Source organism: Nocardioides thalensis (genome assembly GCF_013410655.1).
Classification (GTDB): domain Bacteria; phylum Actinomycetota; class Actinomycetes; order Propionibacteriales; family Nocardioidaceae; genus Nocardioides; species Nocardioides thalensis.
Map to the genome: position 1 here is coordinate 114,355 of NZ_JACCFP010000001.1, position 24,902 is coordinate 139,256.

22 protein-coding genes, 2 tRNA genes and 1 other RNA gene are annotated in these 24,902 nt (G+C 73.2%); 14 read left to right on the forward strand and 11 right to left on the reverse strand.

Translation table 11 applies throughout. The annotated features are described in order from the left end of the window. Positions 1-1,242 carry a S8 family serine peptidase gene (locus HNR19_RS00545; RefSeq protein WP_179666064.1) on the forward strand — a complete coding sequence of 414 codons (1,242 nt, stop codon included), beginning with the start codon at positions 1-3 and terminating at the stop codon, positions 1,240-1,242. A gap of 44 nt (positions 1,243-1,286) precedes the next feature. Then, positions 1,287-1,664, forward strand: coding sequence for a hypothetical protein (locus HNR19_RS00550; protein ID WP_179666065.1), 378 nt, complete (start codon positions 1,287-1,289; stop codon positions 1,662-1,664). Positions 1,665-1,719: 55 nt separating this feature from the next. Here the strand turns inward: HNR19_RS00550 and HNR19_RS00555 are convergent. After that, a tRNA-Ser gene (locus HNR19_RS00555) sits at positions 1,720-1,808 on the reverse strand. A gap of 71 nt (positions 1,809-1,879) precedes the next feature. On the opposite strand from HNR19_RS00555, the gene ffs reads away from it, so the two are divergent. The 7 genes from ffs (at position 1,880) to HNR19_RS00590 (ending at position 8,172) form a co-directional block, all read left to right on the forward strand. Further along, an RNA gene (gene ffs / locus HNR19_RS00560) (signal recognition particle sRNA small type) lies at positions 1,880-1,970 on the forward strand. Positions 1,971-2,037: 67 nt separating this feature from the next. Further along, positions 2,038-4,077 (forward strand): DNA polymerase III subunit gamma and tau, encoded by a 2,040-nt coding sequence (locus HNR19_RS00565; protein WP_179666066.1) that lies wholly within the window; start codon positions 2,038-2,040, stop codon positions 4,075-4,077. Between the two features lie 19 nt (positions 4,078-4,096). After that, positions 4,097-4,513 carry a YbaB/EbfC family nucleoid-associated protein gene (locus tag HNR19_RS00570; protein WP_179666067.1) on the forward strand — a complete coding sequence of 139 codons (417 nt, stop codon included), beginning with the start codon at positions 4,097-4,099 and terminating at the stop codon, positions 4,511-4,513. A gap of 10 nt (positions 4,514-4,523) precedes the next feature. After that, entirely contained in the window at positions 4,524-5,120 is a 597-nt protein-coding gene (gene recR, locus HNR19_RS00575) for a recombination mediator RecR (RefSeq protein ID WP_179666068.1), read from the forward strand. After that, complete coding sequence (locus tag HNR19_RS00580; RefSeq protein ID WP_179666069.1) at positions 5,117-5,734, forward strand: DUF5063 domain-containing protein; 618 nt, start codon at positions 5,117-5,119, stop codon at positions 5,732-5,734. The genes recR and HNR19_RS00580 overlap by 4 nt, the downstream gene beginning before the upstream one ends. A 59-nt stretch (positions 5,735-5,793) precedes the next feature. Next, on the forward strand, positions 5,794-7,074 hold the full coding sequence (locus tag HNR19_RS00585; protein ID WP_179666070.1) for an aspartate kinase: 1,281 nt from the start codon (positions 5,794-5,796) through the stop codon (positions 7,072-7,074). A 60-nt stretch (positions 7,075-7,134) separates the two neighbouring features. Beyond that, positions 7,135-8,172 (forward strand): aspartate-semialdehyde dehydrogenase, encoded by a 1,038-nt coding sequence (locus HNR19_RS00590; protein ID WP_179666071.1) that lies wholly within the window; start codon positions 7,135-7,137, stop codon positions 8,170-8,172. Between the two features lie 270 nt (positions 8,173-8,442). Here HNR19_RS00590 and HNR19_RS00595 read toward each other — a convergent pair whose 3' ends face one another. The 3 genes from HNR19_RS00595 to HNR19_RS00605 all read right to left on the reverse strand — a co-directional run bounded on the left by HNR19_RS00595 (position 8,443) and on the right by HNR19_RS00605 (position 10,854). Beyond that, entirely contained in the window at positions 8,443-9,645 is a 1,203-nt protein-coding gene (locus HNR19_RS00595; RefSeq protein ID WP_179666072.1) for a hypothetical protein, read from the reverse strand. A gap of 117 nt (positions 9,646-9,762) precedes the next feature. After that, a tRNA-Pro gene (locus HNR19_RS00600) sits at positions 9,763-9,839 on the reverse strand. Between the two features lie 61 nt (positions 9,840-9,900). Beyond that, entirely contained in the window at positions 9,901-10,854 is a 954-nt protein-coding gene (locus tag HNR19_RS00605; RefSeq protein ID WP_343046981.1) for a metallophosphoesterase, read from the reverse strand. A 37-nt stretch (positions 10,855-10,891) separates the two neighbouring features. On the opposite strand from HNR19_RS00605, the gene HNR19_RS00610 reads away from it, so the two are divergent. Continuing rightward, positions 10,892-11,350: a GatB/YqeY domain-containing protein gene (locus tag HNR19_RS00610; protein ID WP_179666074.1), complete on the forward strand. Its 459-nt coding sequence runs from the start codon at positions 10,892-10,894 to the stop codon at positions 11,348-11,350. A gap of 11 nt (positions 11,351-11,361) precedes the next feature. On the opposite strand, the gene HNR19_RS00615 is transcribed toward HNR19_RS00610, so the two are convergent. Beyond that, positions 11,362-13,764, reverse strand: a complete 2,403-nt coding sequence (locus HNR19_RS00615) for a penicillin-binding protein (protein WP_179666075.1) — start codon at positions 13,762-13,764, stop codon at positions 11,362-11,364. 181 nt (positions 13,765-13,945) lie between these two features. Between HNR19_RS00615 and HNR19_RS00620 the strand changes: the two genes are divergently transcribed. Beyond that, positions 13,946-14,236, forward strand: coding sequence for a WhiB family transcriptional regulator (locus HNR19_RS00620; RefSeq protein ID WP_179666076.1), 291 nt, complete (start codon positions 13,946-13,948; stop codon positions 14,234-14,236). Positions 14,237-14,296: 60 nt separating this feature from the next. Here HNR19_RS00620 and bagB read toward each other — a convergent pair whose 3' ends face one another. Next, positions 14,297-15,463: an ArsA family ATPase gene (gene bagB / locus HNR19_RS00625; protein WP_179666077.1), complete on the reverse strand. Its 1,167-nt coding sequence runs from the start codon at positions 15,461-15,463 to the stop codon at positions 14,297-14,299. Then, a complete protein-coding gene (gene bagA / locus HNR19_RS00630) occupies positions 15,460-16,458 on the reverse strand; it encodes an ATPase BagA (protein ID WP_179666078.1) in 999 nt (332 codons plus the stop codon). The genes bagB and bagA overlap by 4 nt, the downstream gene beginning before the upstream one ends. Positions 16,459-16,555: 97 nt before the next feature. Between bagA and HNR19_RS00635 the strand changes: the two genes are divergently transcribed. Genes HNR19_RS00635 through HNR19_RS00645 form a run of 3 tightly spaced genes read left to right on the forward strand, consistent with a single transcriptional unit; the run spans position 16,556 to position 19,720 of the window. Then, on the forward strand, positions 16,556-18,184 hold the full coding sequence (locus tag HNR19_RS00635; protein ID WP_179666079.1) for a phytoene desaturase family protein: 1,629 nt from the start codon (positions 16,556-16,558) through the stop codon (positions 18,182-18,184). Then, a complete protein-coding gene (locus HNR19_RS00640; RefSeq protein WP_179666080.1) occupies positions 18,181-19,182 on the forward strand; it encodes an SDR family oxidoreductase in 1,002 nt (333 codons plus the stop codon). The genes HNR19_RS00635 and HNR19_RS00640 overlap by 4 nt, the downstream gene beginning before the upstream one ends. A 40-nt stretch (positions 19,183-19,222) precedes the next feature. Further along, the gene (locus HNR19_RS00645) at positions 19,223-19,720 is read left to right on the forward strand and encodes an SRPBCC family protein (RefSeq protein WP_179666081.1); all 498 of its coding nucleotides are present in this window, start codon (positions 19,223-19,225) and stop codon (positions 19,718-19,720) included. A 17-nt stretch (positions 19,721-19,737) separates the two neighbouring features. Here the strand turns inward: HNR19_RS00645 and HNR19_RS00650 are convergent, their stop codons facing one another. The 4 genes from HNR19_RS00650 to HNR19_RS23050 form a co-directional block, all read right to left on the reverse strand. Then, the gene (locus HNR19_RS00650; RefSeq protein WP_179666082.1) at positions 19,738-22,149 is read right to left on the reverse strand and encodes an ABC transporter permease; all 2,412 of its coding nucleotides are present in this window, start codon (positions 22,147-22,149) and stop codon (positions 19,738-19,740) included. After that, positions 22,149-22,907 (reverse strand): ABC transporter ATP-binding protein, encoded by a 759-nt coding sequence (locus HNR19_RS00655; protein ID WP_179666083.1) that lies wholly within the window; start codon positions 22,905-22,907, stop codon positions 22,149-22,151. The genes HNR19_RS00650 and HNR19_RS00655 overlap by 1 nt, the downstream gene beginning before the upstream one ends. Positions 22,908-22,983: 76 nt before the next feature. Beyond that, entirely contained in the window at positions 22,984-23,652 is a 669-nt protein-coding gene (locus HNR19_RS00660; protein WP_179666084.1) for a response regulator, read from the reverse strand. Then, positions 23,649-24,836, reverse strand: coding sequence for a DUF7134 domain-containing protein (locus HNR19_RS23050; protein ID WP_179666085.1), 1,188 nt, complete (start codon positions 24,834-24,836; stop codon positions 23,649-23,651). The genes HNR19_RS00660 and HNR19_RS23050 overlap by 4 nt, the downstream gene beginning before the upstream one ends. Positions 24,837-24,902: the final 66 nt, after the last annotated feature.

Below are 24,902 nucleotides of genomic sequence, written 5' to 3' on the forward strand. Positions count from 1 at the left end.
TTGGCCGGGCTGGCGGTCACGGGCGTGGTCGCTCTGTCGGTCCCGCCGGTCCACGCCGCCCCGCCGGCCGCGCTGGCGGAGAACCCCGACTGCGCGGGCGTCGACGCCGAAAGCCCGCGCGAGGAGGTCATTGCCGACAACCTCCCCTACGAGGCCCTCCAGGTGCGGGCAGCGCACGAGCTGCTCGAGCGCGAGGGACGGGCGCCCGGGGCGGGGGTCACCGTCGTGGTCGTCGACACCGGGGTCCGCGCCGACCTCGTCGACGACCAGGAGGTGCTGCGCGGGACGGGTGAGATCCCGAGCCCGCGCGGGACCGTCGTCGCCGGGATCGCCGCCGGGGCCGACGACGGCGACCTGCCGATCGGGGTCGCACCCGGTGCCGACGTGGTCAGCCTCAAGGTCCACGACATCGGCTACGCCGCCGACCCCGACGAGGAGCTCGTCGAACCGTCAGCGGACGCGGTCGCCTCGGGGCTGGAGTGGGTGCGGAGCCGCCGCTCGTCGCTGGGCGACAGGATTGTCGTGGTCGTCCCGCTCGCCGTCGACCGGACACCGGCCCTCGCGAGCGCCGTCCGGGGCCTCGACGCCGCCGGCGTGCTGGTGGTCGCCCCGGGCGGCGACCGCTCCGAGCCCGACGCCGGTTCGCCCCTCGACGGCTTCGCCGGCGAAGAGGGCATCCCGCCCGGCGAGAACGCCGTGGGCGAGGCGTGGCCGGCCGGTTTCCGGTCGGTGCTGGCGGTCGGCGCCTCGCCGTTGGGCGCCGACGCCTCGTCGTCGGTCGCCGTGCAGAACAGCGACGTCGACGTCGCGGCTCCGACGTACGGCGGCGTCTCGTACGGCCTTAACGGCAGCCCCTGCGTGGTGATGACCGTGTCCACCGAGTACGCCGCGGCGTACGTCGCCGGCGTCGCCGCCCTCGTGTGGTCGGGTCGGCCGGCGGACGACGCCGACGAGCTGCGCGACCGGCTGGTCCGCACCGCCGACGGCGGCACCGACCCGTCGGCCGTCAGCCGCGCCACCGGGCACGGGGTCGTGCAGCCCGTCGAGGCGCTCCAGCGCCGTACCCTCCCCGCCGACGGGGCCCGTCGCGACGAGGTCGCACGCCGCGCGGAGCCGCCCGGCGCGCGCGAGGACCTGCTCGCGAGCACCCGCCGCGACGCGGTGTGGTGGGGCCTCGCCGGCGGCACGGCGCTCGTGGTCGCCCTGCTGCTCCGCCCCGTGCTCGCGCGTCGCCGTCGCTGACCCGGGCCCGTATGGTGCCCGAGGGCTCCGGGTATCGCCCGAACATGGGTGCGAGCTTCCTGATCTGGTTCGCGGTGCTGGTCGTGATCGGCGTCCTCGTGTGGATGATCGCCGGGTTCGCCGGCATGGCCACGCCGTTCAACCGCCGTCCTCGTGGCGAGGAGCCGGAGGGACCGACGGTCCGCTACCGGGTGCCCGAGGGGCAGGACCCGGTCGCGGTGACCACGGCCCTTGCTCACGAGGGCTTCCAGCCCGAGCTCGACTACGCCGGCGGCACCGACCGGATCGTGGTCGTCCCGTGCCCGCACGGCGAGGAGGACCGGGAGCACGTGCGCGCGGCGATCGCGACCGCCGGCACCGCTCTCCAGGACTCCGTGCCGGAGCCGCGCCCGGTGCGTTTCCTCGACGAGCCGGCGGCCTGAGACCCGCGGAAATCAGCGACGGCGCCGGGCTGCTGCCCGGCGCCGTGCCGTTCTCTGGCGGAGGTAGGGGGATTCGAACCCCCGAGGGCTATTAACCCAACCCGCTTTCCAAGCGAGCGCCATAGGCCACTAGGCGATACCTCCAGCGGAGGAGGTTACCCGTCGGGTGACCCGCCGATGAAATCGCCTTGACCTCCATCCCTTAGAGTTGCGCCAACCCCCCGTGCGGCGGCATCTCGCCCAACTCCCCCAGGGCCGGAAGGCAGCAAGGGTAAGTGAGCTCTGTCGGGTGCACGGGGGGCCTTTGCGTCTCGGGTCCGACGCCTGGGGAGTGCAGCGCCCGGCTGTCGGGTGCGGTGGTTACTGTTCAGGCGTGGACTCACCGCTCGCGCTCTACCGCCGCTACCGGCCCGAGACCTTCGCCGAGGTCATCGGGCAGGAGCACGTGACCGAGCCGCTGCGCGCCGCCCTCGCCGGCAACCGGGTCAACCACGCCTACCTCTTCTCCGGACCGCGCGGCTGCGGCAAGACGACCAGCGCGCGCATCCTCGCCCGCGCGCTCAACTGCGAGCAGGCGCCGGTCGCCGACCCGTGCGGAGAGTGCGACTCGTGCCGCGACCTCGCCCGCGGCGGCCCGGGCTCGATCGACGTCATCGAGATCGACGCGGCGTCCCACGGCGGCGTCGACGACGCCCGCGAGCTGCGCGAGAAGGCGTTCTTCGCGCCGGTCAAGAGCCGCTACAAGGTCTACATCATCGACGAGGCCCACATGGTGACGACGCAGGGCTTCAACGCCCTGCTCAAGCTCGTCGAGGAGCCCCCGCCCCACCTGCGGTTCATCTTCGCCACCACCGAGCCCGACAAGGTCATCCCGACGATCCGGTCGCGCACCCACCACTACCCGTTCCGGCTGATCCCACCGAGGCTGCTGTCGTCGTACCTCTCCGACCTGTGCGAGAAGGAGGGCGTCGCGATCGAGCCGGCCGCGCTGCCGCTCGTCGTGCGCGCTGGGGCGGGGTCCGCGCGTGACACGCTGTCCGTGCTCGACCAGTTGCTCGGCGGCGCCGGGTCCGACGGCGTGACCTACGCCCTGGCGAGCGGGCTGCTCGGCTACACGCCCGACACGCTGCTCGACGACGTGGTCGACGCGTTCGCCGCCGGCGACGGCGCGTCGGTCTTCAGGGTGGTCGACAAGGTGATCGAGACCGGCCAGGACCCGCGCCGGTTCACCGAGGACCTGCTGCGCCGGCTCCGCGACCTCGTCATCGTCTCCGCGGTCCCCGACGCGCCCGCGACCGGTCTGCTCGACGTCGCCGACGACCAGGGCGAGCGGCTGGTCGCGCAGGCCGCCCGCTTCGGGCGCGCCGAGCTCACCCGCGCCGCCGACCTCGTGGCCGCCGGCCTCACCGACATGCGCGGAGCGACGGCGCCCCGGCTGCTGCTCGAGCTGATCTGCGCCCGGATCCTGCTGCCGGCCGCCGACCACAGCACCGACGGCCTCACCGCCCGCCTCGACCGCCTCGAGCGGCGGATCTCCATCACCGGTACGCCGACCGCGGCCCCCGCCGCGCCTGCCGACCCGCTTCCGGCCCAGGACCGCCCGGCCCCCTCGCGCGCCGAGCGGGCGGCGCCCGAGCGGGCCGAGCGTCCCGCGCCCGCCGAGCCGGAGCCCGCGCCGACCCCGGTCGCCGACCAACCCGATCCCGCTCCGCCAGCGACGCCTGAGCCGCCGAAGGTCGAGGTGCAAAGGGCCCCAGCGCCGAGCCTCGAAACCTCCGGCGCTGCAGCGGCCGCAGAGCCCACTCCCACGGCGACCCCGCCGGCCGGCGGGCTGACCCTGGCCGACGTACGACGCCTCTGGCCCGACGTGATCGACGCCTGCAAGTCGTTGCGTCGCGCCACCTGGTCGCTGGTCGGCCAGACGGCCCAAGTGTCCTCGTTCACCGACGGCCTGCTGACGCTCGGATTCACCTCCGGGGGGCTCCGCGACCAGTTCGTGAGTGGTGGCCACGAGCCGGTGCTGAGCCAGGCGATCGTCGACGTCGTCGGCATCAAGCCGCGCATCGAGGCGATCATCGACCAGGGCGCGCAGCCCGGCACGCCCCCGCCACCCGCCGCAGCGCCGGCGCCGTCCCAGCCGGCCGCGGCCCCGGCAGCGGCCGCCGACGACCCGCCGCCGTGGGCCACCGACGCTCCCGCCCCGGAGCGGCAGGCCGAGCCGGAGCAGAGGGTGTCGCGCCGACCGCCGCCCGAGGCGTTCGCCGCGCCGCCCGAGCCTCCCCCCGAGGAGCCCGGCGACGACCCCGACTCCGCCGTGCGCCTCGACGACGCCGACGCCGACCACGAGTCCGGTGCCGAGCTGCTCGCGCGCGAGCTCGGCGCCCAGGTGATCGACGAATACCCCCGCTCATGACCCGACGAAAGGCTCACCGATGACGCAGCAGCCCGGCTCCCCCGAGGGCAGCAACCCGCTGGAGGCGCTTGCCGCCGGCCTGGGCGGGCTCGACCTGGGCGGGCTCATGCAGCAGGCCCAGCAGATGCAGGCGCAGCTCCAGGACGCGCAGGCGAAGCTCGCCGACACCGTGGTCGACGGCTCGGTCGCCGGCGGTGCCGTCACGGTGAGCGTCACCGGCACCGGCGAGGTGACCGCGGTGGCCATCACCGCCGACGCCGTCGACGGCACCGACGAGCAGGCGCTCGCCGAGCTCGGCGACCTGATCGTCGCCGCCTACCGCGACGCGAAGTCCAAGGCCGACGACCTCGCCGAGCAGATGCTGGGCCCGGTCGCAGGCGGCCTCGGCGGCTCGACCGACACCCCGCCGACGCCGGGCCAGCTCGGCTTCACCTGAGAGACCGACGATGTACGAAGGTGTCGTCCAGGACCTGATCGACGAGCTCGGCCGGTTGCCGGGCGTCGGTCCCAAGAGCGCGCAGCGCATCGCGTTCCACCTGCTGCAGGCGGACCCGGCCGACGTACGCCGGTTCGCCGAGGTGCTCCTCGAGGTCAAGGAGAAGGTGAAGTTCTGCTCGGTGTGCTTCAACGTCGCCGAGGACGACCAGTGCCGCATCTGCCGCGACCCGCGCCGCGACCCCTCGGTCCTGTGCGTCGTCGAGGAGTACAAGGACGTCGTCGCCATCGAGCGCACCCGGGAGTTCCGTGGCCGCTACCACGTCCTGGGTGGCGCGATCTCCCCGATCGACGGTATCGGCCCCGACCAGCTCCACATCAAGGAGCTGCTGTCACGGCTCGGTGACGACGCGGTGACGGAGGTGATCCTGGCGACCGACCCCAACCTCGAGGGCGAAGCGACAGCGACGTACCTCACCCGAATGTTGTCCCCGTTGGGGTTGCGCATCACCCGGTTGGCGAGTGGACTCCCTGTGGGAGGAGATCTCGAGTACGCCGACGAGGTCACTCTCGGACGCGCATTCGTCGGAAGGCAGGCAGCGACATGACCGAACAGCTCCCCGGGCAGGCCGCTCTCGAGGCCCTGCTCGCCGTCGAGTCGGAGAACGTCAGGTTCGCCGACGAGATCGCCGCGTCCGTCTCGGCGTTCGTCGAGGCGCTCCCGGTGATCGCCACCGAGGCGACCGGGGGACAGGCCGTCTCCCTCCTCCTGCTGCAGATCAGCCAGGTCTCCCTTGCGGGAGCGCGGCTCGGCGCGCAGCGCGACTTCGCCCCACGCGACGAGTACCAGCCCGACGTCGGCCCGGAGCCCGACGTCGACAACCTGCGGATGCGGCTGTCCGAGCTGCTCGGCGACCTCGACACCTACAGCTACGTCTTCGACCCCTACGCTCCCGAGGTCGTCGAGGGCCAGCTCTCCGACGACCTCGCGAGCATCGCCAGCGACCTCGAGAACGGGCTGCGCCACTACCGCGCCGGTGACGTCGACGAGGCCCTCTGGTGGTGGCAGTACTCCTACGTCGCCAGCTGGGGCACGCTCGCCGGCGCCGCCCAGATGGCGCTGCTGTCGGTGATCCAGCACGACCGGCTCGACGTCGAGCTCCCCTCCGAGAGCGACGTCATCGAGGCGGCCGAGGCGGCGCTGGACACGACCGGGGTGTGACCCCGACCCCTCGGTAGAATCGCGGCGTCTCTTCCCCGCTGATTCAGGAGTGAGCCCTCGTGGGCATTGTCGTGCAGAAGTACGGCGGCTCGTCGGTCGCTGATGCCGCTGGCATCAAGCGTGTGGCGCAGCGCATCGTCGCCACCCGCAAGCTCGGCCACGACGTGGTGGTCGTCGTCTCGGCGATGGGTGACACGACCGACGACCTGATCGACCTCGCCAACGAGGTCTCCCCGCTGCCGCCCGCCCGCGAGCTCGACATGCTGCTGACCGCGGGCGAGCGAATCTCGATGGCGGTGCTCGCCATGGCGATCCAGAGCCTCGGCCACGAGGCGCGCTCGTTCACCGGGTCGCAGGCGGGCGTCATCACCGACGCCGAGCACGGCCGGGCGAAGATCATCGACGTCACCCCGGGCCGGATCCGCGCCGCCATCGACGAGGGCGCCATCGCGATCGTCGCGGGCTTCCAGGGCGTCTCCCAGACCACGAAGGACATCACCACGCTGGGCCGGGGCGGCTCCGACACCACCGCAGTGGCGCTCGCGGTCGCGCTGAAGGCCGACGTGTGCGAGATCTACTCCGACGTCGACGGCATCTTCACCGCCGACCCGAGGATTGAGCCGCGGGCGCGCAAGGTCCCGCGGATCTCCTACGAGGAGACCCTCGAGATGGCCGCGCAGGGCGCCAAGATCCTGCACCTGCGGTGCGTCGAGTACGCCCGCCGCTACGACATGCCGATCCACGTGCGCTCGTCCTTCTCGGACAAGGAAGGCACCTGGGTCGTGAAGGCCGAAGACGTCCGTCAGGAGGACAGCAGCATGGAAGCCGCGATCATCACCGGTGTCGCCCACGACCGCAGCCAGGCCAAGATCACCGTGGTCGGCGTGCCCGACAAGCCCGGTGAGGCCGCGGCCCTGTTCCGCGCGGTCGCGGACGCGCAGATCAACATCGACATGATCGTCCAGAACGTGTCGGCGGCAGCGACCGGCCTGACCGACATCTCGTTCACGCTCCCGCGCGGCGAGGGCCAGACGGCGATGACGGCGCTCGACCGCATCAAGGAGGCCGTCGGCTTCGACAGCCTCCAGTACGACGACAGCGTCGGCAAGGTCTCGATCGTCGGCGCCGGCATGAGCTCCGCCCCCGGCATCTCAGCCCGCTTCTTCGAGGCGCTCTCGGAGGCCGGCGTCAACATCGAGATGATCTCCACGTCGGAGATTCGCGTCTCCGTCGTGGTCGCCGAGACCCAGGTCCAGGATGCCGTCAACGCCGCGCACGCCGCGTTCGACCTCGGCTCCGACGAGATCGAGGCCGTCGTCTACGGCGGCACCGGCCGCTGACCGCGGCCACCCCCGTTTATCCGCTCGCGTGATCCGCGGGCGTCCGGAAAGGTTGATCCCATGAAGATCGGAATCGTCGGTGCCACCGGCCAGGTCGGCGTCGCCATGCGCCAGATCCTCCTTGAGCGCGACTTCCCCGCCGACGAGGTGCGGTTCTTCGCCTCGGCGCGCTCGGCCGGCAAGACGCTCGCGTTCGGCGACCGCGAGGTCGTCGTCGAGGACGCCGCGACCGCCGACCCATCCGGTCTCGACGTCGCCCTGTTCTCGGCCGGCGCGACCACGTCGCGGGCGCTGGCGCCGAAGTTCGCCGAGGCGGGCGTGATCGTCGTCGACAACTCCTCGGCCTTCCGCAAGGACCCCGCCATCCCGCTCGTCGTCTCCGAGGTCAACCCCGAGGCCGCCGCGGGCGTGATCGAGGCCGGTCACGGCATCATCGCCAACCCCAACTGCACGACGATGGCGGCGATGCCGGTCCTCAAGCCGCTCCACGACGAGGCGGGGCTGGTGCGGCTGATCGCCTCGACCTACCAGGCCGTCTCCGGCTCCGGTGTCGCCGGCGTCGAGGAGCTGGCCACGAGTGTCGCCGCGGCGGGCGACAAGGCCCGTGAGCTCGCCTACGACGGCGAGGCGGTCGCGTTCCCCGAGCCCGGCGTCTACAAGCGCACCATCGCCTACAACGTGCTGCCGTTCGCCGGGAACCTCGTCGAGGACGGCCTCGAGGAGACCGACGAGGAGCAGAAGCTGCGCAACGAGTCGCGCAAGATCCTCGGCATCCCCGATCTGCGCGTCTCCGGCATCTGCGTGCGGGTCCCGGTCTTCACCGGTCACTCTCTGGCGATCAACGCCGAGTTCGCGTCTCCGATGCCGGTCGCCCGCGCCAAGGAGCTGCTCGCCGGCGCCCCGGGTGTCGAGCTCTCCGACATCCCCAACCCGCTCGAGGCCGCCGGCAAGGACCCGTCGTACGTCGGCCGCCTGCGCCAGGACCCGGGCGTCGACGACGACCGCGGCCTCGCGCTCTTCGTCTCCAACGACAACCTCCGCAAGGGCGCCGCCCTCAACACGGTGCAGATCGCCGAGCTGATCCTCGCCTCCCGCTGACCGCCCGCCCGACGAACGGGCACACTTCGGGGCGCGAACGGGCACGGTTGGCGTGACGAACCGGCACGGTTGGCGTGACGGACCGGCACGGTTGGCCGAGCGGGCCCACGAGCGCCAGCTCTGGCGGTTCGGCCGACCAACCCTGCCGGTTCGGCCCACCAACCTTGCCGGTTCGGCCCACTAACCGTGCCCGTTCGGCCCACCAACCTTGCCGGTTCGCACCCCGAACCTCGCCGGTTCGCACCCCGAACCTCGCCGGTTCGGCGAGCCTCAGTCGGAGGCGGTCTCCTCGATGAGGTCGGTGAGCTTGACCGAGCCGACGTAGGAGGCGACGGCCAGGATCGGAACGACGATCGCGATCGGCCAGTCGTCGAGCAGGTCGACGAGGAAGGTCAGTGAGATCGCGGCCACGACGCCAGCGGCGAGGAAGCTGGTGGTGCCGGGTTCCTTGACGGCGAACGTGCGGAGCAGGGCGGTGCCCACCAGCACGCACGCCGCGAACGTCACGAGCAGCAGGATGAAGCCGGGACCGCCGCCGCACGAGGCGGTGCCGCGGACGGCCTCGCAACCGCGGAGGAAGAGCCAGATCAGCGCGACCGCGGCGATGCCCACGACGCCGCCGGTCAGCGCTGCAGCGGGGTAGCGGTCGAGCAGCGGAGCCTCGTCGGCTTCGGCCGCGGCGAGGATCTCGGCGTCCTCGCGCTCGTAGTCGGCCAGCGGCTGCGCCTCCACCGGGCCCGGGTCCGCGACCGCCTTCTTCGCGGCAGGAGCGGTCTTCTTGGCGGGGGGAGCCGCCTTCTTCGCGGCCGGCACCGTTTCCTTCTTGGCAGCCGGCGCGGCCTTCTTCGCCACGGGCTCGACCGGCGTGCTGGCGGCGGCGGGCTTCTTTGCCGGGGCCTTCTTGGCCGGCGCCTTCTTCGCCGCGGCTGCGGGCGGCTCGGCCGCCGGTGCGGGCTCCGGCTCCGGCTCCGGAGCGGGTGTCGAGACCGGGTCGGGCTCGGGCATCGGTGAGGGCTCGGGCGTCGGCTGCGGCTCGGGAGCGGGGTCGGGCGTCGGCCCGGGCTCCGGCTCCGGCTCGGGTCCGGGCTCCGGGGCCGGCTCGACCTCGGGCTCGACGATCGTGTCGGACGTGCTTGCCGCGTCCGCGGGCGTCGGAGCCCACTTCTCCTCAGGCTCGGGCTCGGGCTCCGGCTCGGCCTCCGGCAGGTCGTGCAGGACCTGGGTCGGCTCGGCGGTGTCGGCGCCCGTGGTCGCCGAGACCTCCTCGGCGGGCTCGTCGGTGCTCGGCTCGTCGCTGGTGTCGGTGGGCTCCTCGATGGGCTCCTCGGCGGGGGTAGCGGCCGGCGTCGGGCGGGAGGGACGGCGCGGGGCAGGGGGCTTCGCGGCGGAGTCGCCGGAGGCCGGCTTCTTCTTCCGCCCGAACAGCTTGGGGGGCTCCAGGCTGAGCTTCAGCTTGTCCTGCTCGTCAGACATGGGGTGCAGTGTGTCACGTCGAGGGCGGTCGCCGAGGCGTGCCCGGCTCGTGATCGCGCGCTTCCTGAGGTCCAAAATGACGACCGCCCGGCACCCACCGGAGTGGGGCCGGGCGACTGGTCGGGCTGACAGGATTTGAACCTGCGGCCTCCTCGTCCCGAACGAGGCGCGCTACCAAACTGCGCCACAGCCCGATGTGCTCCGCGGGTGGCGGCTCACAAGGCCCAGAGCGTACCGGAGCGGCGTGATCGGTCCCTAATCGGGCTCAGCCTCGGTCCCGGGCGTCAGCGTGAGCAGCGTGGCCTCGGGCCGGCAGGCCACCCGGACCTGCGCGTAGGGGCTGGTGCCGAGCCCGGCCGACACGTGCAGCCAGGCCGATCCCGGGTCGCCGGGGCGGGATGCGGCGGGGTGCCGGTGGAGGCCGCTGGCCCGCTCAGGGTCCAGGTCGCAGTTGGTGGTCAGCGCCCGGCTCGGCCGGCCCGGCCCGCGCGGCAGGCGGACCTGCCCGCCGTGGGTGTGCCCGGCGAGCACCGCGTCGTAGCCGTCGGCGGCGAACTGGTCCAGGACCCGCAGGTACGGCGCGTGCGTCACCCCGAGCCGCAGGTCGGCGTCAGGATCCGCCGGACCGGCGACGGCGCCCAGGTCGTCGTACTCGAGGTGCGGGTCGTCGACCCCCGCGAACGCGATCCGTGCCTCGCCGGCGTCGAGCTGGGCCCGCCGGTTGGTCAGGTCGAGCCAGCCGGCTCCAGCAAGGCCCTTGGTGAGCTCGCCCCACGGCAGCTGCGGCACCGACGTGTGCCGCTTGCCGGAGTCCGGGAGCAGGTAGACGAACGGGTTGCGGAAGCTCGGCGAGAAGTAGTCGTTGGAGCCGTGCACGAACACCCCGGGCCGGTCGAGCAGCGGCCCGAGCGCGTCGAGCACGAACGGCACGGCGTCCTTGTGGGCGAGGTTGTCGCCGGTGTCGACGACGAGGTCGGGCTCGAGGTCGGCGAGTCGCCGCACCCATTCCTGCTTGCGGCGCTGGCCCGGCGTCATGTGGAGGTCGCTCAGGTGCAGCACCCGCAGCGGCCGCATCCCCGCCGGCAGGGCGGCCGCCTCGACCTCGCGGAGCGTGTACTGCCGGGTCTCCCTGACGGCGTACGCCGTGACCGCGGCGCCGGCGGTGACGCCCGCCCCTGCCAACGCCCCGAGAGCTCGCACGAATCCCACGCGGACAGGTTTCCACACGACCGGCAGAATGCTCACCATGAGCACCCTCAAGGACCGCCTCCGCGCCGACCTGACCGCCGCGATGAAGGCACGCGACGAGCTGCGCTCCGGCACGCTGCGGATGATCCTCACCTCCGTCACCAACGCCGAGGTCGCGGGCAAGGTGGCGAAGGAGCTCACCGACGACGAGATCATCGGAGTGCTGTCGTCCGAGGCGAAGAAGCGCCGCGAGGCCGCGGTGGCGTTCGAGGAGGGTGGCCGCCCGGAGAGCGCGGCCAAGGAGCGCGCCGAGGCGGGCGTCATCGCCGACTACCTGCCCCAGCAGCTCTCTCCCGAGGAGATCTCGAAGATCGTCACCGCAGCGGTCGAGCAGCTCGACGCTGCCGGTGCAGGCCCGAAGGCGATGGGCAAGGTGATGGGTGTCGTCCAGCCGCAGGTCAAGGGCCGGGCCGACGGCGCCGCCGTCGCCGCGGAGGTACGCCGGCAGCTGGGCTGAGCGAGGCGCGCTCAGCCGTTCCCGCGGCCTCCGTTGCCGTTCCCGTTCCCGTTGCCGTTGTTGCCGTTGCCACCGCCGTTGCCGCCACCGCCGTTGCCGCCGCCACCGTTGTTGTCCTTCTTGGGCGGCCGCGCGGGCGTGCCGTCGGAGACGTAGATCGTCACGGTGTCACCCGAGCCGAGCGTCTCGCCGGCTCCGTGACTCGTGTAGGCGACGGTGCCGCGCGGGCAGCTGGAGTTGACGTACGGCCCGGTGACCGCGGAGAAGCCGGCGCCCTCGAGCGTCGCCTCCGCACCGGAGATCGACGAGCACGGCGCGACGTACGGGACCTCGATGAGGACACCCGCGATGTCGGCCGAGTCGGGCTGCACGAACGTCTCGTCCTCGAGGTAGGCCGCGATCTCGCGGAACGCGGTGCCCCAGATGGGCGCCGCCGTACCGGAGCCGGACGTGCTGTAACGGGTGTAGCCGCCGATGACCTTGCCCTCGATCGTCTCCGGCTCCCCGGCCTCGTTGACGCCCGCGACCATCGCCGCACCGGCGAGGTTCGGCGTGTAGCCGGTGAACCACACGGCGGTGTTGTCGGACGTGGTGCCCGTCTTGCCGGCGGCCTCCTGGCCCGGGTGCCAGTCGTCGGCGAAGCCGCCCGGGTCGATGACACCCTGGAGCACGTCGTTGACGGCGTCGGCGACGGGGCCGGGCAACACCTGGGTGCAGTGGGGGTCGTACTCCTTGAGCACGTTGCCGTCGGCGTCCTCGATCTTGACCACCGGGCGCGACTCGCAGTGTTGGCCCCGGGCGGCGAACGTCGCGTAGGCCTCGGCCATCGCGAGCGGGCTGACGTCGGCGATGCCGAGCACGAAGGAGGGCTTGATCCAGTCCTCGCTGAGGTTGAGGCCGAGGTCGTTGGCCAGCTTCCACGGTGCGCAGATGCCGGTGCGCTCCTCGAGCAGCGCGAAGAACGTGTTCACGGACAGCTGGGTGCCGCTGTAGAGGTTCACGGTGTGCCCGGAGAAGTCGTAGTTGCTGACGTCCCAGACGCTGCTGCTCTGGTAGTAGCCGTCGCAGGTCTTGAAGCGGTTCTCGGCGATGTTCATGGTGCCCGGCACCGACTTCGTCCAGGTCAGCGGGATGCCCTGGTCGATGGCCGATGCCAGCACGAACGGCTTGAACGTCGATCCGGACTGGAAGCCGCGCGCGTTGCCCAGCGCCGGCGGGACGGTGTAGTTGAGATAGGTCTGTCCCGCCGCGGTGTCGGCGCCCATCGGTCGCGACTGGGCGACGGCCTTGACCTCGCCCGTCCCGGGCTGGACCAGGGCGAGCGCCCCGATCGCGCCTTCGCGCGGGAAGACGTTGGCCGAGACGGCCCGCTGGGCGGAGTCCTGCATGCGCGTGTCGATCGTCGTGGTGATCGTCAGGCCGCCGCTGCGCACCAGGCGCAGCCGCTCGGCCGGCGTGCGACCCAGGTCGGGGTCCTTCTTGAGGTAGGCGAGGACGTAGTCGCAGAAGAACGGCGCCCGCGAGCTCACGCAGCCGTTGCTCATCGGCTGGGGGTCGAGCTGGAGACCCTGCTTCTTGACCTCCTCGGCCTTCTCCTCGGAGATGACGTTGAGCTCGGCCATCCGGTCCAGGACGATGTCGCGCCGTTCGCGCGCCGCCTGCGGGTTCTCGACCGGGTTGAACGCCTCGGGGCTCTGCACCAGGCCGGCGAGGAGAGCCGACTGCTGGAGGTCGAGGTCCTTGGCGTTGATGCCGAAGTAGTGCTGTGCCGCGGCCTGGATGCCGTGAGCGCTGTCGCCGAAGTAGGCCGTGTTGAGGTAGCGCTCCAGGATCCAGTCCTTGGTGTGCTCCTTCTCCAGCGCGATCGCGTAGCGCAGCTCGCGCAGCTTGCGCGCGTAGGTGTCGTCGGTCGCCGCCTCCTCGGCCTCCTCGTCGCCGGCCAGGAGAGCCTGGTTCTGGAGGGTGAGCTTGACCAGCTGCTGCGTGATGGACGACCCGCCCTGGACCACCCCGTTGGCGGCCTGGTTGGTGAAGAGCGCGCGGAGCGTGCCCTTGATGTCGAGCGCACCGTGCTGGTAGAAGCGGTAGTCCTCGATCGCGACGATCGCCTTCGTCATGATCCGGGAGATGTTGACCAGGTCGACGTTGATGCGGTTCTGGTCGTAGACCGTCGCGATCGTGTTGCCGGCCTTGTCGAGGATCGTGGTCCGCTGCGGCAGCTGCTCGGTCTCGAGCTCCTGCGGCAGGTCGTCGATCGACTCCGACACGTTGCGGGCGGCGAAGCCCAGCACGCCGGCGAACGGGATCGCGAGCCCCGAGACCACCACGCCGAGGACGGCGGCGACGATGAGCATGACCCCCAGGTGGGAGGCCACCTTGGGGGCGCCGAGGCGGTCGGGCCGGGACTTTGACATGGCCCCTAGGGTACGTCGGCGCACCCCGCGCACCGTGCCCGCCGTGGATCTAGTCCGTTGTGACTAGACAGTTGATTCCTAAGAGCGATGTCTTTTTGGGACCCGTGCCTTTACCTTTATGCCCTGAGAAGGGACCAGCGACGCTGTGGGGGCGTCACCCTTCTCGCAGAGTGGGGACAACATGTGGGTCGAAGAATGGGCCATGCGCGCAGCGTGTCGTGAAACGGCTAAGCCGGACGAGCTGTTCGTCAAAGGGGCCGAGCAGAACCAGGCCAAGCAGGTGTGCCAGGGGTGCGTCGTTCGCACCGAGTGCCTTGCCGAGGCGCTGGACAACCAGATCGAGTGGGGCGTCTGGGGCGGAATGACCGAGCGGGAGCGTCGTGCGCTCCTGCGGCGTCACCCCAACGCGTCGTGGCGCAACGTCCTCGAGACGGCGCGCACCAAGGCGCAGCAGAAGGCCGTCACCGCCTGATCCTTCCGCGAGGTCGGACCTGACCTCCTGACGACGACCGGATCGGTCGGCGCCGGGTCGTCAGGATCGGCCGGCGAGGAGGTCGCCGACGCGGCGCAGGCCGTCGAGGTCGTGCACGTCGCCGGCGAGCGCCGGTACGACGGCCGCGGGCACCTGCGGGTGCGCCACGGCGAACTGCTCGCGCAGCCTGCGCTCCCGCTCGACCATGTGGACCCGGTCCGCGTGCAGCCGGAGCAGCCCGGCCGTCAGCGACTGCGGCAAGCGCGCGGCGCCGGCGAGCGCCTCCTCCGCGGAGAGCGTGCCGCCCGGGTCGGGGCTGGCCCGGTTGACGACGAGGCCGGCCAGCGGCATGTCGTCCTCGGTGAGCCGCTCGACGAAGTACGCCGCCTCGCGCAGCGCGTCGGCCTCGGGCGCCGCCACCACCAGGAACGCCGTGCCGTCGGCCTGGAGCAGTGAGTACGTGCGCTGCGCCCGCTGCCGGAAGCCGCCGAAGACGGTGTCGAGCGCGGTGATGAACGTCTGCAGGTCCTTGAGGAACTGCGCGCCCAGGATCTTCGTCATCGCACCCGTCACCAGGCCCACGCCTGCGGTCATCAACCTCGCCGGACCGCGCGCCGGCGCGAGCAGCATCCGCACGAACCGGCCGTCGAGGAAGCTCGACAGCCGCTCGGGCGCGTCGAGGAAGTCGAGTGCCGACCGCGAGGGCGGGGTGTCGACGACGATCAGGTCGTACTGGCCGGTCTCGACCACGCAGTCGCGGTGGATCTGGCCGAGCTTCTCCATCGCCATGTACTCCTGCGTGCCCGCGAACGAGCTCGACAGCGCGATGTAGAACGGGTTGGCCAGGATCTGCTTCGCCTTCTCCGGGCTGGCCTGCGACTCGACCACCTCGTCGAAGGTGCGCTTCATGTCGAGCATCATCGCGTCGAGGCTCCCGGACCCCGCGACGCCCTGGACGGGCCGGGGGGTGTTGTCGAGCTCCTCGATGCCCATCGACTGCGCCAGCCGTCGGGCGGGATCGATCGTGAGCACGACGACCTTGCGCCCCCGCTCGGCCGCGCGCAGGGCGAGGGCCGCCGACGTGGTGGTCTTGCCGACGCCGCCGGACCCGCAGCAGACGATGATCCCCGTCCCCGGGTCGTCGATCAGGGCGTCGACGTCGAGCTCACCGGCGTGCTTCCCGGAGGGTCCGACGCGGACCCGGGACCGTCGTGCCGCCGCGCTCATGCAAGGCCCTGGGCGCGCAGGTGGCCGGCCAGCTCGTAGAGCGCGCCGAGGTCGATGCCGGCGGCGAGCCGGGGCAGCTCGTAGCTCGGAGCGTTGAGCCGCGCGACGATCTCGCGCTGGGAGTCCTCCAGGGCGCGGCGCACTGCGTGGTCCTGCGCCTCGGCGAGCAGGCCGTCGACCAGCGCGGCGTCGTGCTCGACGCCGGCGGCCTTGAGGTCCGCCTCGACGCGACCGCGGTCGAGCGCCCCGGCGCGGGCCGCGGCCAGGTCGTCGGGCGTCAGGTCCTTCGGCCGCACCTGGTTGACGATCACGCCGCCCACGGGCAGCCGCGCCGCCCGCAGCTCGGCGATGCCGTCGGCGGTCTCCTGCACGGGCATCTCCTCCAGCACGGTCACCAGGTGTACGGCGGTCCGGGGCGACCGGAAGAGCGTCATCATCGTGTCGGACTGCGCTTTCACCGGCCCGACCTTGGCCAGGCCGCCCACCTCGCCGCCGACGTTGAGGAACTGCGCGATCCGCCCCGTCGGCGGCGCGTCGAGCACGACCGCGTCGTAGTCGATCGCGCCCTTGTTGCGGCTGTTGCGCTGCACGGCCTCGTAGACCTTGCCGCTGAGCAGCACGTCGCGGACGCCGGGCGCGATGGTGGTCGCGAACTCGATGAACCCGAACCGGTCGAGAGCTCGCCCGGCGCGGCCGAGCCGGTAGTACATGGCGAGGTACTCCAGGAGCGCCGACTCGGCGTCGATGTGCAGCGCGTGCACGACGCCGCGGCCCCCGGACTCGTTGGGCAGGCCGGTCGTCAGCCTCCGCTCTTCGTAGGGGAGCGGGTCGACGTCGAACATCCGGGCGATGCCCTGCCGGCCCTCGACCTCGCAGAGCAGCACGTTCTTGCCGCGACCGGCGAGTGCGATCGCCAGCGCCGACGCCACCGTGGACTTGCCGGTGCCACCCTTCCCGGTGACCACGTGCAGTCGCACCTTCGGCCAGTCGCTCACAGGGGCAGCCTAGGACGTGCCGTGTGGGGCTCCGGGGGTGGAGAGTGTTTCCGGACGGCATGCCCGGGTACCGCAGCGACCGACCGGAGGAGACCAGATGACCCAACTGACCGCCGAGGTCGACGCCGTCGTGATCGGCAGCGGGCCCAACGGTCTCGTCGCGGCGAACCTGCTGGCGGACGCCGGCTGGGACGTCGTCGTGCTCGAGGAGCAGGACCGGGTGGGCGGCGCCGTCGCGAGCGACAGCGCGGTGCGCGACGGCTTCGTGCACGACACGTTCAGCTCGTTCTACCCGCTCGCGGCGGTGAGCCCGACGATCCGGGGACTGGGCCTGGAGAGGCACGGGCTCGAGTGGGCGCACGCCCCGGCGGTGTTCGGCACGCCGTACCGCGCCGGTGCCTGGGCGCTCGTGCACCCCGACCGCGACGACACCGCGGCCGCGCTCGAGGGCCTGCACCCCGGCGACGGCGACGCCTGGCTCGACCTGTGCCGCCAGTGGGACGCGATCGGCGAGCAGGTGATCGGCGCGCTGCTCGCGCCGTTCCCCCCGGTCAAAGCGGGCCTCGGCGCCGTCGCCCGACTGCGGGGCGCCGGCGGGCTCGACTTCGTGCGCGAGATCCTCGCGCCGATGCGGGAGGTCGCCGACCAGCGGTTCCGCAGCGACGGCGCGAAGATGCTGCTGGCCGCCAACGCGGGCCACGCCGACATCGCCATGGACGGCGTCGGCTCCACGGTCATGGGCTGGCTGCTGGCGATGATCGGCCAGCACCTCGGCTACCCGGTGCCCGTCGGTGGCGCCGGGGCGTTCTCGGGCGCGATGGCCCGCCGGCTCGAGGCCGCGGGGGGCCGGATCGTCACCGGCTGCCGCGTCGATCGGGTGGTCGTCCGCGACGGGCGCGCGGTCGCCGTACGGGCGGGCACGGAGGAGGTGCGCGTGCGGCAGGCGGTCGTCGCCGACGTGAGCGCGCCTGCCTTGTACGGCGAGCTCGTCGCCGAGCTCGACCTGCCGGCCCGGATCCGGCGGCGGATGACCCGCTTCAGCTGGGACCCCGGCACGATCAAGGTCGACTGGGCGCTCTCGGGGCCGGTGCCGTGGACGACCGCCCCGGCGAAGGCGCCCGGCACCGTGCACATCGCCGAGCGGATCGACGACCTCGCTCGACAGGGGGCGCAGATCGCCGACGGACTGGTGCCGGACCGCCCGTTCCTCCTCGTCGGCCAGATGGCCGCGGCCGACCCGACCCGGGCGCCCGAGGGCGCCGAGTCGCTGTGGGCCTACACGCACCTGCCGCACCTCGCCCGCGGCGACGCCGGCCCCGACGGCATCACCGGGAGCTGGGACGAGAGCGACGCCGAGCGGATGGCCGACCGCATGCAGCGCCGGATCGAGGACTACGCCCCCGGCTTCGCCGACCGGGTGCTCGCCCGGCGGGTGCTGGGCCCGCGGGAGATGCAGGCGCGCGACGCCAACCTCGTCAACGGCGCGCTCAACGGCGGTACGGCGAGCCTCCACCAGCAGCTGGTGTTCCGGCCCGTGCCGGGACTCGGCCGCGCCGAGACGCCGATCCGCGGGCTCTACCTCGGCTCCGCCTCCGCTCACCCGGGCGGCGGGGTCCACGGTGCCTGCGGGTCCAACGCCGCCCGGGCGGCGCTCGCGCACGCCCGCCTCCGCGGCCTGGTCGCCGCACCCCGACGACTGGTCCACGAGCTGAGGAGCCCGCGATGAGCACGCCGCACGCACGAGGGGTCGTGGTGGTGACCGGAGGCACCTCCGGCGTGGGCCGCGCGGCGGCGCGCGCGTTCGCCGACGAGGGCCACCCGGTCGTCGTGCTCGCCCGCGGGCAGGACGCGCTCGACGCGACCGAGGCGGAGCTGAAGGACCGGCAGCCCGAGTGCCGCGCGATGCGGGTCGACGTCACGGACCGGGTCGCCGTCGACGCCGCGGCCGATCGGATCGAGCACGAGGTCGGCCCGATCGAGGTCTGGGTCAACTCCGCGATGGTCACGGTCATGGGCGACTTCGAGGACGTCGACCCCGACGACTTCGACCGCGTCGTCGCCGTCGTCTTCGGGGGTACGGCGAACGGGACCCGCGCCGCACTGCGCTGTATGCGCCCCCGTGGTCGCGGCCGGGTCGTGCAGGTTGGCAGCGCGCTCGCCTACCGCGGCATCCCGCTGCAGTCGGCGTACTGCGCCGGGAAGCACGCCGTGCAGGGACTGTCGGACTCCCTGCGCAGCGAGCTGTTGCACCAGGGCAGCGCGATCACCGTGAGCGAGGTCAACCTGCCGGCGGTCAACACCCCGCAGTTCGACATGTGCCGCAACCTGCTCGACGCCGCGCCGCAGCCGGTGCCGCCGATCTTCCAGCCGGAGGTCGCCGCCGACGCGATCCTCTACGCCGCGCGCACCGGCGAGCGCGCCGTGCAGGTCTCGTTCGTCACCACCCGCACCGTGCTCGCCGACCGGATCTTCCCCGGTGCGCTCGACCGGGTGCTGAAGGAGACGGGCTACGACGGCCAGCAGGTCGAGCGGCCGGTCCGTGACGGCGACAACCTCTGGGAGCCGCTGCCCGGCGACCACGGCTGCCACGGGTCGTTCGACGACCGGGCCCGATCGCTCTCGGCCCAGGAGCTGCTGCGCCACACGCCGCTCGGCGCCGGGGCGCGGGTGGCCGGCGTCGTCGGCCGCCGGGTCGGCGCCCGGATCCTCCAACGCCTGGTCTGACAGAGGACATGCCGCGGCCCGCTGCGGGTACCTCGGACCCATGAGCCGCACATCGAGGGTCTTCCACTGCCGTCCCGACGACGTCTTCGACGTGCTCGCGGACGGGTGGAGCTACGCGACGTGGGTCGTGGGCGCGGCCCGGATCCGCGACGTCGACGAGGCGTGGCCCGAGCCGGGCAGCCGGATCCACCACTCCGTGGGCGCGTGGCCGCTGCTGATCAGCGACACCACCTCGGTCGAGGCGGTCGACCGGCCGCACGAGATCGTGCTGACCGTGCGGGCATGGCCGGCCGGCGAGGGCAAGGTGCACATCGGCTGCGAGCCGATCGGCGCCGACAAGACCCGGGTGACGATGTGGGAGGACGCCTCGTCCGGCCCCGCGCAGCTCATCATCAAGCCGGTCCGCGACGTGCTCCTCTCGCTGCGCAACGTCGAGGCGCTGCGCCGGCTCTCGCACCTCGCCGAGAGCCGGGCCCGCCGGGCCGACGACACCAACGGCGACGGCTCGGTCGCCAAGGTCCGGTCGCCCGGGACCTGAGCCGCCGCCCCTGGCGTTCAGTCGAGCGCCAGCCCCGCAGCAGGCGCGACCCGCGCCGCTCGTCGGGCCGGCAGCACGCAGGCGACCAGGCCGGCGACCGCCGCGATGACGACGGTCAGGGCCAGCTGCCACCCTGGGAGGACCAGGTCGGCGCCCGCGGCCACTGGCTCGATCATCGCCTCGACGCCGAACCCGGCGAACGCGACGCCGAGCGTCGTGCCCAGCAGGGTCGCGACGACGGCGAGCAGCACCGCCTCGGTCGCGAGCATCGTCCGCAGCTGACGTCGGGTGAGCCCGAGCGCACGCAGCAGGGCGTGCTCCCGGCCGCGCTCGAGCACCGACAGCCCGAGAGTGTTGGCGATGCCGACGAGGGCGATCACGACCGCCACGGCGAGCAGCCCGACTATGCTGCCGGTCATCACGTCGAGCTGCAGGTCGACGTACTCCCGCTTGACCAGGCCGTTCTCGACGTCGGCCGACCGGGCCAGGGCGGTCAGCATGCTGCCGAGCTCCTCGCCGTCGGCCCCGTCGGTGGCGCGCACCCACACCGCCCTCAGCTCGGGGGTCGCGGTCAGCTCCGCGAGCGTCGCCGGAGTGACGAGCGCGGCGTCGCCGAACCCCTCGTCCCCGACGACGCGCAGCTCCTGCTCGCGGTCGCCGACGCGCATGGTGACCCGGCGCGGCAGGTCGGCGGCGAGCTCCCGGGAGACGCGGAGCTGCCGGTCGTCGGTGGCGAGCACCGGCGAGTGCGTGACCTCGCCGGCCTCCGGGGCCAGCACGGTGACCGGCCCGTCCGCGCCCTCGACCTCGGCGACCACGCCGCGGATCGCCACCGCGTCCTCGACGCCGGGGGTGTCGAGGACACCGGTCAGCACGTCGTCGGGGAGGTTCGCGGCGGGCGAGGTGACCGCGACGTCGATCGGGTGGTCCCTGTCCATCAGGCCGTCGAGAGCCCCGCGCGCGCTGGCCGTGCCGGTCAGCACCGCCGTGGTCAGCGTGACGCCGATCAGCAGCGAGGCCGCGGTCGCGGCGGTACGGCGCGGGTTGCGCACCGCGTTGACGCCTGCGAGACGGCCGGCCGGACCGAGCACGCGCCGGAGCGCGGTGCCGGCCGCGCGGATCAGCCCGGGCACCAGGACCGGGCCGAGCACGAGCACTCCCGCGAACGTCACCACGCCACCCACCAGCAGCGCTGGGAGGGCGTGTGCGACCACCGAGAGCACGAGCAGGACGAAGCCGGTCGCCACCGTCGCCACACCGGCCGCGAGCCGCCGCCGGCCGGTGCCGGTCGCGACGGACGCCGAGTCGTCGGGCCGGAGCGCGGCCAGCGGGCTCATGCCTGCGACCCGGCGGGTCGGCAGCGAGGCCGCCAGCAGCGTCACCGCGATCCCGACCGCAGCAGCGCCGAGCACCCAGCCGGCGCCCACCTCGGCCCGACCGAGCAGCACGTCGGGCCAGGCGGAGCGGACGAGGGCGACCAGGCCGTGCCCGGCGCCGAGACCGGCGACGGCGCCGACCGCCGCGGCGACGACACCCAGGGCCAGCGACTCGAGCCGCACCGCGCGCACCAGCTGGCGGCGGGTCGCGCCCACGCAGCGCAGCAGCGCGAGGTCCCGCGCACGCTGGGCGAACAGGATCGCGAACGTGTTGTTGATGACGATGACCGCGACGGTGAGCGCGATCGTGGCGAAGACGAGCAGCACGATGCGGGCGACGTCGACGCCGTTGTTGACCTCCTTCTGCACGCGGCGCACGAAGTCGGCGACGGTCAGCGCGTCTCCGCCGCGGGCGATCCCCTCGACGACGGCGACCTCGGCGTCGTGGTCGCCGGGTCCCGCCCACGCGACGCTGCTGACGTAGAGAGAGTCCTCCCACCGCACCAGGTCGTCCCACCGCAGCCACACGGCGGCAGAGGAGAAGGCCGACGGCGACTCGGCGAGCCCGACGACCTCGACGTCGAGCGCGCGATCGCCGGTGCCGATCGTGAGCCGATCGCCGACGACCACGCCGGCGGCGCGCGCCGCGTCGTCGTCGACGAGCGCCTCGCCCGACCGCTCGGGGAAGCGACCGTCCTCGAGCAGCTGCCAGCGCCGATCGGCCGGGTCGGGCACCTGCGCGATGTCGGCCTCGGCGTCGAGGACGGTGCCGTCCCGCGCGACGGGCTGCATGGTCCAGCCGACCAGCCACGCGTCGGCGTCGTGCCCGGCCGCCTCGTCCAGGAGCCGTACGGCGTCCTCGGCCGGCGGCTTGTCGACCACCACGTCGGCGCCGGCGTAGGGCTCGTCGAGTCCCGCGACCAAGCCGTCGCGCGCGGCCGAGGACAGCGCGGCGGTCACCACGACGAAGGCGACGCCGATCGCGACGGCGAGCAGGGCGGCGACGTACCTGCGCGCGTGGACGCGGAGCGACGCCAGGAGCACGGTGCGCATCAGGCGGCACCGCCCTTGAGGGCCGCGACCAGCTCGGCCGGTGTGGGCTCGGTCAGGCGCGCAGTGATGCGGCCGTCGGCCAGCACCACCACGTCGTCGGCGTACGCCGCGGCGTCCAGCTCGTGCGTCACCATGACCACCGTCTGGCCCAGCTCGCGCACCGACCTGCGCAGGAAGGAGAGGACCTCGGCGGAGGCCGAGCTGTCGAGGTTGCCGGTCGGCTCGTCGGCGAAGACGATCGCGGGCCGGGCCACGAGCGCCCGTGCGATCGCGACGCGCTGCTGCTGGCCGCCGGACAGCTCGGCGGGTCGGTGGCCGAGGCGGTCGGTAAGCCCGAGGGTCTCGACCACCTCGTCGAACCGGCCGCGCAGCTCGCCCGGCGTGCGGCCCGCGAGCTCGAGCGGGAGCCAGATGTTCTGCTCGGCGGTGAGCATCGGCAGCAGGTTGAACGCCTGGAAGACGAAGCCCACGTGGTCGCGCCGGAAGCGGGTCAGGTCGTCGTCGCTCAGGGCCTCCAGGCGGGTGCCGGCCACGGTGACCTCGCCGGCGGTGGGCTGGTCGAGCCCGGCGAGGCAGTGCATGAGGGTCGACTTGCCGGAGCCGGACGGCCCCATGATCGCGGTGAACCGGCCGGGGGCGAGGTCGAGGTCGACGCCGCGCAGGGCGTGCACCTCGACGCCGCCGCGGCCGTAAGTCTTGGCGAGCCCGCGGGCGCTGGCCGCGGTCGTGGTGGAGGCATTCGTGTCGGTGAGGGTCATGCCGACGAGCCTCGTCGCCGGCGGCGTCGGAGTCGTCGGGCCGCAGTTTGATCCCGCCGTACGACGAGGGTCTGACTCAGGAGGGCCGGACCAGCCCGGTCTCGTAGGCGAGGACCACCAGCTGCACGCGGTCGCGCGAGCCGGTCTTGGCGAGCAGCCGGCCGACGTGCGTCTTGACCGTCGCCTCGGAGACGGTGAAGGCCTCGGCGATCTCGGTGTTGGACAGGCCGCGGCCGACGAGCACCAGCACCTCGTGCTCGCGCTCGGTCAGGGAGTCGAGCCGCCGGTCGGGAGGAGGGGCGGCGGGATCGGGCAGCGCTGCTGCGAAGTGCTCGAGCAGGCGTCGCGTGGTGCTCGGCGCCACGACGGAGTCGCCCGCGTGCACGGCGCGGACCGCGCCGAGCAGAGTCTCCGGGTTCGCGTCCTTGAGCAGGAACGCGGCCGCGCCAGCCTTGATGGCGGCGAACGCGTACTCGTCGAGGTCGAACGTCGTCAGCACGATCACCTGCGGCCCGTCGCCGCGCGCGGCGAGCAGCCGGGTCGCCTCCACGCCGTCCATCCGCGGCATCCGCACGTCCATCAGCACGACGTCGCAGCGGGTGGCGGCCAGCCGCTCGACCGCCTCGCGGCCGTCGCCGGCCTCGCCGACCACCTCGAGGTCGGGCTGGCTGTCGATGAGCATCCGGAAGCCGGCGCGCACCAGCTCCTGGTCGTCGACGAGGAAGACCCGGATCGGCTCACTCACTGCTTGCTCCCGCCCGCCACCCCGCGGGTGGCGCCTTTGTGGGGGATCCTCGCCACGACCTCGAAGCCGCCGCCGGCGCGGGGTCCGGCGCGGAACGTGCCACCGTGCACAGCCGCCCGCTCGCGCATCCCGGCGATGCCGTGGCCCCGCCCGTCGTCGGGCGCCGTCGCGCCGCGTCCGTCATCGGTGACGGTGACGTCGACGGCGTCGGCAGCGACGCGGACCGCGACGCGGGCCCGGGCCTCGGGACCGGCGTGCTTGCGGACGTTGGTCAGCGCCTCCTGCACGATGCGGTACGCCGCCAGCCCCACGCCTGGCGGGACCTGGACGTCGGCGCCGGGGAGGTCGGCGGAGACGCCCTCCTCGCCGGCCACGAGGCGCGGGAGGTCGGAGAGGGTCGGCACCGGAGCGGTGCCGGTGTCGTCGGACCGCAGCAGCCCGAGCAGGCTGCGCATCTCGGTCAGGGACTGGCGACCGGTCTCGGAGATGGTCGCGAGCGCACGGCCGGCGGTCTCGGGGGAGGTGGCGGCCGCATAGCGGGCACCGTCGGCCTGCACCACGATCGTGGTCAGCCCGTGCGCGACGACGTCGTGCATCTCGCGGGCGATCCGGGCCCGCTCCTCCTGCGCGGCCAGCTCGACCCGCTGCTCGGCGTCGCGGGCGATCCGCTCGCCCCGCTCGATGAGCGCGGCGACGTACGCCTCCCGGGTGCGGCCGAGCGCACCGAGCGCCCAGGCCGCGACCACCACGGTGACCATGCTGAGGAAGTAGGACACGTAGGCGGCGCGGCTGGTTTCGTCGTACTCCTTGAGCCAGTCCCAGGACGCCACGCCGGCGGCCGCGAAGCCGACGACGACCGCGGCCGCCGTCGCCGCGGGCCGGCCGTAGCGCGCCACCGAGTAGAGCGCGATCGGGAACGCCGCCTGGCCGCTGGTCGGGAGGTCCAGCACCGCCACCTGGGCGAGGCTGGCCATCGCGATCGCGGCGAAGACCAGCGCCGGGCGGCGGCGGCGCCACAGCAGCGGCAGGGTCTCGAGCAGGATGAAGACGCCCACGTCGACCGACTCGTTGACGAGGAACGCGAGCGCCGGCAGCGCGAGCACGGCGACCAGCGCGACGTCGAACCAGCGCTCGCCGCGCGGCCCCAGCCGCCACGGCTGGCGGTCGGTGGTCAGCGCGGTCACGCCGCCACGGTAGACGGGCGCCGGGGTGCGGACGTCAGACCGTGGGTGGATCCCCGGGTCGGACCC

Coding starts and splice junctions, on each gene's coding strand:
- HNR19_RS00550 (WP_179666065.1), top strand. CDS start 1,287: ATGGGTGCGAGCTTCCTGATCTGGTTCGCGGTGCTGGTCGTGATCGGC.
- HNR19_RS00570 (WP_179666067.1), top strand. CDS start 4,097: ATGACGCAGCAGCCCGGCTCCCCCGAGGGCAGCAACCCGCTGGAGGCG.
- recR (WP_179666068.1), top strand. CDS start 4,524: ATGTACGAAGGTGTCGTCCAGGACCTGATCGACGAGCTCGGCCGGTTG.
- HNR19_RS00580 (WP_179666069.1), top strand. CDS start 5,117: ATGACCGAACAGCTCCCCGGGCAGGCCGCTCTCGAGGCCCTGCTCGCC.
- HNR19_RS00590 (WP_179666071.1), top strand. CDS start 7,135: ATGAAGATCGGAATCGTCGGTGCCACCGGCCAGGTCGGCGTCGCCATG.
- HNR19_RS00595 (WP_179666072.1), bottom strand. CDS start 9,645: ATGTCTGACGAGCAGGACAAGCTGAAGCTCAGCCTGGAGCCCCCCAAG.
- HNR19_RS00610 (WP_179666074.1), top strand. CDS start 10,892: ATGAGCACCCTCAAGGACCGCCTCCGCGCCGACCTGACCGCCGCGATG.
- HNR19_RS00615 (WP_179666075.1), bottom strand. CDS start 13,764: ATGTCAAAGTCCCGGCCCGACCGCCTCGGCGCCCCCAAGGTGGCCTCC.
- HNR19_RS00620 (WP_179666076.1), top strand. CDS start 13,946: ATGTGGGTCGAAGAATGGGCCATGCGCGCAGCGTGTCGTGAAACGGCT.
- bagB (WP_179666077.1), bottom strand. CDS start 15,463: ATGAGCGCGGCGGCACGACGGTCCCGGGTCCGCGTCGGACCCTCCGGG.
- HNR19_RS00635 (WP_179666079.1), top strand. CDS start 16,556: ATGACCCAACTGACCGCCGAGGTCGACGCCGTCGTGATCGGCAGCGGG.
- HNR19_RS00640 (WP_179666080.1), top strand. CDS start 18,181: ATGAGCACGCCGCACGCACGAGGGGTCGTGGTGGTGACCGGAGGCACC.
- HNR19_RS00645 (WP_179666081.1), top strand. CDS start 19,223: ATGAGCCGCACATCGAGGGTCTTCCACTGCCGTCCCGACGACGTCTTC.
- HNR19_RS00650 (WP_179666082.1), bottom strand. CDS start 22,149: ATGCGCACCGTGCTCCTGGCGTCGCTCCGCGTCCACGCGCGCAGGTAC.
- HNR19_RS00655 (WP_179666083.1), bottom strand. CDS start 22,907: ATGACCCTCACCGACACGAATGCCTCCACCACGACCGCGGCCAGCGCC.